The 8129-nt window shown below is 70.5% G+C and carries 6 protein-coding genes; all 6 read right to left on the reverse strand.

Annotated features, from left to right (window positions below; genetic code table 11):
• Positions 1 to 2: 2 nt before the first annotated feature.
• Positions 3 to 1091 carry a hemolysin family protein gene (locus tag ACFWAY_RS38785; RefSeq protein WP_378514278.1) on the reverse strand — a complete coding sequence of 363 codons (1089 nt, stop codon included), beginning with the start codon at positions 1089 to 1091 and terminating at the stop codon, positions 3 to 5.
• Complete coding sequence (locus ACFWAY_RS38790; RefSeq protein WP_378514279.1) at positions 1084 to 2454, reverse strand: hemolysin family protein; 1371 nt, start codon at positions 2452 to 2454, stop codon at positions 1084 to 1086. Before ACFWAY_RS38790 ends, ACFWAY_RS38785 begins: the two co-directional genes overlap by 8 nt.
• Before the next feature lie 306 nt (positions 2455 to 2760).
• Positions 2761 to 4197 (reverse strand): GuaB1 family IMP dehydrogenase-related protein, encoded by a 1437-nt coding sequence (locus ACFWAY_RS38795; RefSeq protein WP_378452718.1) that lies wholly within the window; start codon positions 4195 to 4197, stop codon positions 2761 to 2763.
• A gap of 3 nt (positions 4198 to 4200) precedes the next feature.
• Positions 4201 to 5079: a DMT family transporter gene (locus tag ACFWAY_RS38800; protein WP_378452719.1), complete on the reverse strand. Its 879-nt coding sequence runs from the start codon at positions 5077 to 5079 to the stop codon at positions 4201 to 4203.
• Positions 5080 to 5084: 5 nt separating this feature from the next.
• Positions 5085 to 6482: a DEAD/DEAH box helicase gene (locus ACFWAY_RS38805; protein ID WP_378514280.1), complete on the reverse strand. Its 1398-nt coding sequence runs from the start codon at positions 6480 to 6482 to the stop codon at positions 5085 to 5087.
• A gap of 97 nt (positions 6483 to 6579) precedes the next feature.
• Positions 6580 to 8031 (reverse strand): NADP-dependent phosphogluconate dehydrogenase, encoded by a 1452-nt coding sequence (gndA, locus tag ACFWAY_RS38810; protein ID WP_378452721.1) that lies wholly within the window; start codon positions 8029 to 8031, stop codon positions 6580 to 6582.
• Positions 8032 to 8129: the final 98 nt, after the last annotated feature.

Genomic DNA, 8129 nt, shown 5'->3' on the forward strand with positions numbered 1-8129 from the left:
GATCAGCTCGCTCGCTGTCCCGGATTGACACCGTTGACCCGGTGGGTGCCGTCGCGGACGGTGCCCACGTATTCCTCGACGAGGTCCTCGAGGGCGACGATGCCGACGATCTGCCCGGACGGGTCCGCCGCCGCCCCCAGGTGGGAGCTGGCGCGCCGCAGACTCGCCAGGGCCTCCGCGAGCGGGGTGGTGGTCGACATGCGCGGCAGCGGCCGGATGTCCGACCGCGGGATCACGGTGTCGGGTCCGGCCTCCTCGTCGAGGATGTCGTCGAGCACGTCCTTGAGGTGCAGGTACCCGACCAGTGAGCCGTCGTCGGCGCGCACCGGGTACCGGGAGTACCCGGTCTCGACGACTGCCTGCTCGATGGCGCCGAGCCGGGTTCCGCCCTCCGACAGGGGGATGGTCCGGGCCTTCTCGAGGGGGATCATCACCTCGCTGACCGTGCGGTCGGTGGTCTCCAGCGCCTGGGTGAGCCGACGGTGCTCCTCCGCGTCGATCAGTCCCTCGGAACGGGATTCGCCGATCATCTCGGACAGTTCCACCGCCGACACGGTGACGTCGAGTTCGTCCTTCGGCTCCACCCGCAGCAACCGCAGCGTCAGGTTGGCGCACAGGTTGTAGAAGGAGATCAGCGGGCGGGCCAGCTTGATGAACAGAAGGTGCACCGGGACCAGCAGCATCGCCGTCCGCTCCGGGCCCGCGAGTGCGATGTTCTTCGGCACCATTTCGCCCAGCAGGATGTGCAGCACCACGACCAGCGCCAGCGAGATCGTGAACGCCATCGGGTGCAGCAGCCCGGCGGGCAGGCCCACCGCGTGGAGCGGCACCTCGAGGAGATGCGCGATCGCCGGTTCGGCGACCTTGCCGAGCAGGATCGAGCAGATGGTGATGCCGAGCTGTGCGGCCGCCAGCATCAGCGACAGGTTCTCGCCCGCCGTGATCACGGTGCGGGCGCGTTTCTTGCCCTGCGACTCCAGGGCCTCGAGCCGGTCGCGGCGGGCCGAGATCAGCGCGAACTCGGCGCCGACGAAGAAGGCGTTGCCCGCCAGCAGCACGAAGGTGAGCAGCACACCGAAGAGGTCACTCATCGTCGTCCTCCTCGGTGTCGGTGTCGCCGGTCTCGTCGGGCTTCGGGGTGAGCAGCACCCGGTCGATGCGCCGGCCGTCCATGTGGGTCACGGTGGCGACCCACCGGCCACCGGGGTCGTGTGCGCCCTCGTGCAGTGGGAGTGCCACCTCGTCGCCTTCGTCGGGAATCCGGCCGAGCTCGGTGAGGACGAGTCCGCCGAGGGTTTCGTACTCACCCTCGGGTGCGGTGTAGCCGGTGGTGTCGGAGACCTCGTCGACGCGGAGGAGCCCGGAGCAGGACCAGCCGTCACCGACCCGCTGGACGTCGATCTCCGATTCGTCGTGTTCGTCGCGGACGTCGCCGACGATCTCCTCGATCAGGTCCTCCATCGTGACCATCCCGGCGGTGCCGCCGTACTCGTCGACGACGAACGCGACCTGCATGCCGTCGGACCGGATCCGCTCCATCAGGGCGTCACCGTCCAGGCTGGAGGGCACCACCGGGACCTTCTGGGCGAGTGAGTTGAGGCGGGCGGTGCGCCGGCGGTGGGCGGGCACCGCGAACGCGTGCTTGATGTGGACGACGCCGACGGCGTCGTCCAGGTCGCCGTCGACGACGGGGAAGCGGGAGAACCCGGTGCGGGCGGCGGTGTCGATCAGGTCGGCGACCGTGTCCGTGGTGGACAGGGTCTCGATCTTCACGCGCGGGGTCATCAGCTCCTCCGCGGTGCGTTCCCCGAACCGCAGCGAACGGTTCACCAGCAGCGCCGTGCCCTTGTCGAGGGCGCCGCGCTGCGCGGACGTCCGCACGAGCGAACCGAGTTCCTGCGGCGACCGCGCCGACCGGAGTTCCTCGGCCGGTTCGATGCCGAGGCGTCGCACCAGCCAGTTCGCGGATCCGTTGAGCCCGTTGATGGCCCATTTGAAGATGAGGGAGAACGCCGCCTGCATGCCGGCCGTCGCACGCGCCGTGGGCAGGGGGTGGGCGATGGCGAGGTTCTTCGGCACGAGTTCACCGAACACCATCGAGAACGACGTAGCGAGGACGAGGGCGATCACCAACGACGTTGCGGCGGAAGCGGATTCGCTGAACCCGATCGCGGACAGCACCGGGGTGATGAACCGCGCGAGAACCGGTTCGGACAGGTAGCCGGTGATCAGCGTGGTGATGGTGATGCCGAGCTGCGCCCCGGACAGCTGGAAGGACAGGGTGCGGTGGGCGTGCTGCACCTGCCGGGCCCGGCGGTCACCGTCGCGGGCGTGCGAGTCGACGGTGCTGCGTTCGAGGGCGGTGAGGGAGAACTCGGCCGCCACGAACAGCGCGGTACCCGCGGTCAGGGCGAGAAAGCCGAGCAGAGCGAGAATGCTGAGCGCGATGTCCATGTGTCATCGCCGCCGAGCTGCGGAACGGGGGTCGCCGGGTTTGTCACCCGGCTCGCTAGAGGAGCCCTCCGAACCGGCGGAATCGGAGTCCGATTCCACGGAGCAGGAGGGGACGACACTCCCGGAGACGGCAGGTGGAGCGCTTGCTTCGTGTGTGGGTGCCGCGGGCACCGGAGTCCTCTCGTTCGGCCTCGACGGCCAGGAAGGGTCCGGCGCCGAGAACTGGTGTGGTTGAGCGACCCATAATACCGGTGGATGTCCGGTTCCGTGGAACAGGACACCCACCGGCACATCAGGATGCGGTTGTCACCAGCCGGCCGGCAGCGGGCGGCCCTCGGCGAACCCGGCGGCGGACTGCACACCGAGCACCGCCCGCTCGTGCAGTTCCGCCAGCGTCCGCGCGCCCGCGTACGTGCACGTGCTGCGCACACCCGAGCAGATGTGGTCGATCAGGTCCTCCACGCCGGGACGTTCCGGGTCCAGGCGCATCCGGGAACTTGAAATACCCTCCTCGAACAGGCCTTTCCTGGCACGGTCGAACGCGGTGTCCGTGGCGGTGCGCGCCGCGACCGCACGCTTGGAGGCCATGCCGAAGCTCTCCTTGTACACATTGCCGGACTGGTCCACCCGCAGGTCGCCGGGCGACTCGTAGGTGCCCGCGAACCACGACCCGATCATCACGTTCGACGCGCCCGCGGCGAGCGCGAGAGCGACGTCGCGGGGGTGACGGACGCCTCCGTCGGCCCACACGTGGGCACCCATCGCGCGGGCCTGCGTGGCGCATTCCTCGACGGCGGAGAACTGCGGCCTGCCCACCCCGGTCATCATCCGCGTGGTGCACATCGCGCCCGGTCCGACACCGACCTTCACGATGTCGGCGCCGGCGTCGATCAGGTCCCGGGTGCCGGCCGCGGACACGACGTTGCCGGCGACCAGCGGAACACCGAGGTCGGCCTTCTTCAGTGCGCCGAGGACGTCGATCATCTTCTGCTGGTGGCCGTGCGCGGTGTCGACGACCAGCAGGTCGGCCCCCGCGTCCACGAGGGCGCGGGCCTTCGCGGCGACGTCGCCGTTGACGCCGACGGCCGCGGCGACCCGCAACTTCCCGTTGCCGTCGACTGCGGGCTGGTAGATGCCGTCCCGGATGGCGCCGGTGCGGGTGAGGACCCCGGCGAGGGTGCCGTCGGGGTGGACGATCACGGCGAGGGAGTCGTGCTTGCCCTCGAGGAGTTCGAACACCTCCCGCGGCGACGCGGAGTCGGGGGCGGTGACGAAGTCGGTGAGCGCCACCGAGCGCAGTCGCGCGAACCGGTCGACGTCCGTGCAGGACGCCTCGGTGACGACACCGACGGGGCGGTCGTTCTCGACGACGACCACGGCGCCGTGCGCCCGCTTCGGCAGCAGCGCCAGGGCGTCGGACACGGCGGCGTCGGGACCGAGCGTGACCGGGGTGTCGGCCACCAGGTGCCTGCTCTTGACGAACGACACGGTCTCCGCGACGGCGGGCGCCGGAAGGTCCTGGGGGAGAACCACCAGGCCGCCGCGGCGGGCGACCGTTTCCGCCATGCGGCGACCCGAGACCGCCGTCATGTTGGCGACGACGATCGGAATGGTGGTGCCCGATCCGTCCGAGGTGGCCAGGTCGACGTCGAATCGCGACGTGACCTCGGTGCGGTTCGGCACCAGGAACACGTCGTCGTACGTCAGGTCATAGGGAGGGCGATGCCCGTCGAGGAACTGCACATGTCAGGACGATACCGGGGAAGTTGCGGCGGTGTCGGATGTCCGCTGGGCCTGCGACCTCGACAGTCCGATCGTGGCGACCAGCATCACCGCGACCGCACAGCCGACCACCACCAGTCCGGGGCCCGCGACCCGCAGCCGCTCGTCGAGGACGGTCATGCCGAGGAAGACGGCGGCGAGTGGTTCGGCGATGGTCAGCGCGGGCAGCGACGCGGACAGCGGCCCCACCTGGAAGCCGCGCTGCTGCAGGTACACCCCGGCCAGGCCGGCGGCGACGAGCGCCCACGCCTGCCAGCTGCTCAGGACCGCCCACAGCCCGCGGGGGACGAGTTCGACGACGTACTTGGTGAACGCGACCGCCACCCCGTACAGGATGCCGCCCGCCCCGCCGAGCAGCAGCGCCCGCCATCCGGGGTCGATCTTCGACATCCCCGCGGCGGCCGCGGCCGCCACCACGGCGAGGAGGATACCGAGCGGCACCACCCATTCGCGGAACGGGGCGTCGATGTTGCCTTCGGTGGGGTCGCCGATCACCAGGAAGATCGCGAGCGCGACGGCCAGCGCGACGGCGAGGGCCCAGGTGGTGCGGCTGAGCCGGTACCCGGAGAACTTCGCCGACAACGGCAACGCGAACAGCAGCGCCGTCACCAGCAGCGGCTGCACCACGAGCACCGATCCGAGCGCCAACGCCACCGCCTGCATCGCGTAACCGCCGCCGTCTCCGACGAAGCCGGCCCACCAGCGGGGACTGCGCAGCAGGGTGGTCATCAACCCGGCGTCCTCGGGGACCGCGGACGCCGCACTCTGCTGAGCGACCGACGCGCACGCGAACAGCAGCGCCGCGATCAGGGCGCACACGATCGACGCGAACGGCAGGGACATGCCTCTCAGTGTGCCCCGCGGTTGCGGTGTCCGTGCGGAGTTGACGCAGGTCCGGGTTTCCGACCGCGTCGGGCCCCGGCCCGCGGTGCTCCGCCGTCCCCGGGGCGGCCGTGGCGGGCCGGGCGACCCCCGGTGTCGTGCGCCTGCCTGCCCTTCTTCGGGGTGTCCTGCGCCGGTGCCCGGGTGTCGGGCGCGGGGACCGCCTTCCCGGTGGGGCGGCGGGCGCCGGTGATCTCGCCCAGCACCGTGTCGCCGGGCCGCACCCACACGCCGTCCACCTCGATCCCGGCCTTACGGGTCAGCTTCTCCACCTCGGCGCGTTCGTCCTCGGTGACGAGGGTGACCACGACGCCGGACTCGCCGGCGCGGGCGGTGCGTCCCGCGCGGTGCAGGTAGTCCTTGGGGTCGGCCGGGGGATCGACGTGGACGACGAGCGAGATGTCGTCGACGTGGATGCCCCGCGCCGCCACGTCGGTGGCGACCAGGACCGGGGTGGTGCCGTCGGCGAACGATGCGAGGGTGCGGGTGCGGTTGTTCTGCGCCTTGCCGCCGTGTAGGGCGCCCGCGGAGATGCCCGCCTCGTGGAGTTGCTGCGCGAGCCGGTCCACCCCGTACTTGGTGCGCACGAACATGAGGGTGCGTCCCGCGCGTGAACCGATATGTGCCACAACGGATCTCTTGTCGGCCCTGTCGACGAACAGCAGGTGGTGGCGCATGGTGCTCACCGACGCGGTGACCGGCGCCGTCGAGTGGGTGACCGGGTCTCGCAGGTACCGCCGGACGAGGGTGTCGACCTCCCCGTCGAGCGTCGCCGAGAACAGCAGCCGCTGACCGTCCGCCGGGGTCTTGTCGAGGATCTTCGTGACCTGCGGCATGAACCCCAGTTCGGCCATGTGGTCGGCCTCGTCGAGCGCCAGCACCGTCACGTCGTCCAGCGACACCGACCCCTGCGCCATGTGGTCGGCGAGGCGCCCCGGCGTCGCGATCAGCAAGTCGACGCCCCGCGACAGGATCTCGACCTGACGTTTGATGGGAATCCCGCCGACGACGTTCGCCACCCGCAACCCCACGGACAGGGCCGGTTCGTCCAGCGCGCGCTCGATCTGCAACGCCAGTTCACGGGTGGGCACCAGGACGATGCCGCGCGGGAAGCCCCGCCTGCTCGCGGCGCCCTTGAGCCGCACCAGCATCGGCAGTCCGAAGGCGAGGGTCTTCCCGGAGCCGGTCGGCGCGCGGCCCAGGACGTCGCGGCCCGCGAGGACGTCGGGAATGGTGGCCGCCTGGATCGGGAACGGCGCCCCGATGCCGCTGCGGTCGAGGGCGTGGGTCATCACCGCGGGGAGACCGAGCGCGAGGAACGTCTCACCCACCGGTGCGGGTGAGGAGAACTCGTCGTCGGGCATATCGAGAAGGCTACCGCCTCCCACGCGGGGCCTCCGACGCCTCGGCCGTGACGTACACGGGGTACGTCACGGCCGGGGGCGGGGCAGTCGGCGAAGCTCAGGCCTGCACTTCGCTGCGGTCACCGCTCCAGAGCGTGTGGAACTTGCCCTCGGCGTCGACCCGCTCGTAGGTGTGGGCGCCGAAGAAGTCACGCTGCCCCTGCGTCAGGGCCGCGGGCAGCCGCTCCGCGCGCAGGGCGTCGTAGTAGGACAGCGACGACGCGAACGCCGGCACCGGGATCCCGAGCAGCGTGGCGGTGGAGACCACCCGGCGCCAGCTGTCGATGGCCGTCTCGATGGCGTCCCGGAAGTACGGGGCCAGGATGAGGCTCGGCAGCTTCGGGTTCTCGTCGTACGCGTCCTTGATGCGGTTGAGGAACCGGGCGCGGATGATGCAGCCGCCACGCCAGATGGTCGCGAGGTCGGCGGGGTGCAGGTCCCAGTCGTATTCGGCGCTGCCCGCCGCGATCTGGTCGAATCCCTGCGCGTAGGCCACGACCTTCGACGCGTACAGGGCCTGCCGGATGTCCTCGGTGAACTGGGCGGCATCGGTGGGCTTGTCGGCGAGTACGCCGGACGCCAGCCCGACCGCGGCCTTGCGCTGCTCGCGGGACCCGGACAGGGCGCGGGCGAAGACGGCCTCGGCGATCCCGGTGACGGGGACACCGAGGTCGAGCGCGGACTTGACGGTCCAGCGGCCGGTGCCCTTCTGCTCGGCGGCGTCGACGATCACGTCGACGAGCGGCTTACCGGTCTTGGTGTCCTTCTGCCGCAGCACCTCCGCGGTGATCTCGACGAGGTAGCTTTCGAGGTCGCCGCCGTTCCATTCGGTGAACACGTCGGCGATCTTGCCGGCGTCGTACCCCAGGGCGGAGCCGAGCAGGTTGTACGCCTCGCCGATGAGCTGCATGTCGGCGTACTCGATGCCGTTGTGCACCATCTTCACGAAGTGACCGGACCCGTCGGGGCCGATGTGCGTGCAGCAGGGGGTGCCGTCGACCTGCGCGGCGATCGACTCGAGCAGCGGTCCGAGGGCCGCGTAGGACTCCTTCGGTCCGCCCGGCATGATCGACGGACCGTTGAGCGCGCCCTCCTCGCCACCGGAGATGCCGGCGCCGACGAAGTGCAGGCCACGCTCCCGGAGGGAGGCCTCACGGCGGATCGTGTCCGTGTACAGGGCGTTGCCGCCGTCGATGATGATGTCACCGGGCTCCATCGCCGCGGCGAGTTCCTCGATGACGGCGTCGGTGGGGTCGCCGGCCTTGACCATGATCAGCACGCGGCGCGGCTTCTGCAGCGCGCCCACGAACTCCTCGATCGTCTCGGTGCGGACGAAGTCGCCCTCGCTGCCGTGCTCCTCGATGAGGGTGTCGGTCTTGGCGATGCTGCGGTTGTGCAGTGCGACCGTGTGACCGTGCCGGGCGAAGTTGCGGGCGATGTTCGAGCCCATGACGGCCAGTCCCGTGACGCCGATCTGGGCGCGGGCACCCTCAGTGTTGTCGATAGTCATGGATACAGCATTCCCTCTCGCTCGGCGGTAGTGAAATCGGCGGCTACGAAAACCTCGACCGCCTAAGCCAAACATACGAAGGCCGGCCGTCGCACGTG

This window comes from Rhodococcus sp. NPDC059968 (assembly GCF_042738615.1).
Lineage (GTDB): Bacteria > Actinomycetota > Actinomycetes > Mycobacteriales > Mycobacteriaceae > Rhodococcus_F.

What these genes read in the sequence shown, in the direction of transcription:
- ACFWAY_RS38790 (WP_378514279.1), bottom strand. Translation starts at nt 2,454, where the DNA reads ATGGACATCGCGCTCAGCATTCTCGCTCTGCTCGGCTTTCTCGCCCTG.
- ACFWAY_RS38805 (WP_378514280.1), bottom strand. Translation starts at nt 6,482, where the DNA reads ATGCCCGACGACGAGTTCTCCTCACCCGCACCGGTGGGTGAGACGTTC.
- gndA (WP_378452721.1), bottom strand. Translation starts at nt 8,031, where the DNA reads ATGACTATCGACAACACTGAGGGTGCCCGCGCCCAGATCGGCGTCACG.
- ACFWAY_RS38785 (WP_378514278.1), bottom strand. Translation starts at nt 1,091, where the DNA reads ATGAGTGACCTCTTCGGTGTGCTGCTCACCTTCGTGCTGCTGGCGGGC.
- ACFWAY_RS38800 (WP_378452719.1), bottom strand. Translation starts at nt 5,079, where the DNA reads ATGTCCCTGCCGTTCGCGTCGATCGTGTGCGCCCTGATCGCGGCGCTG.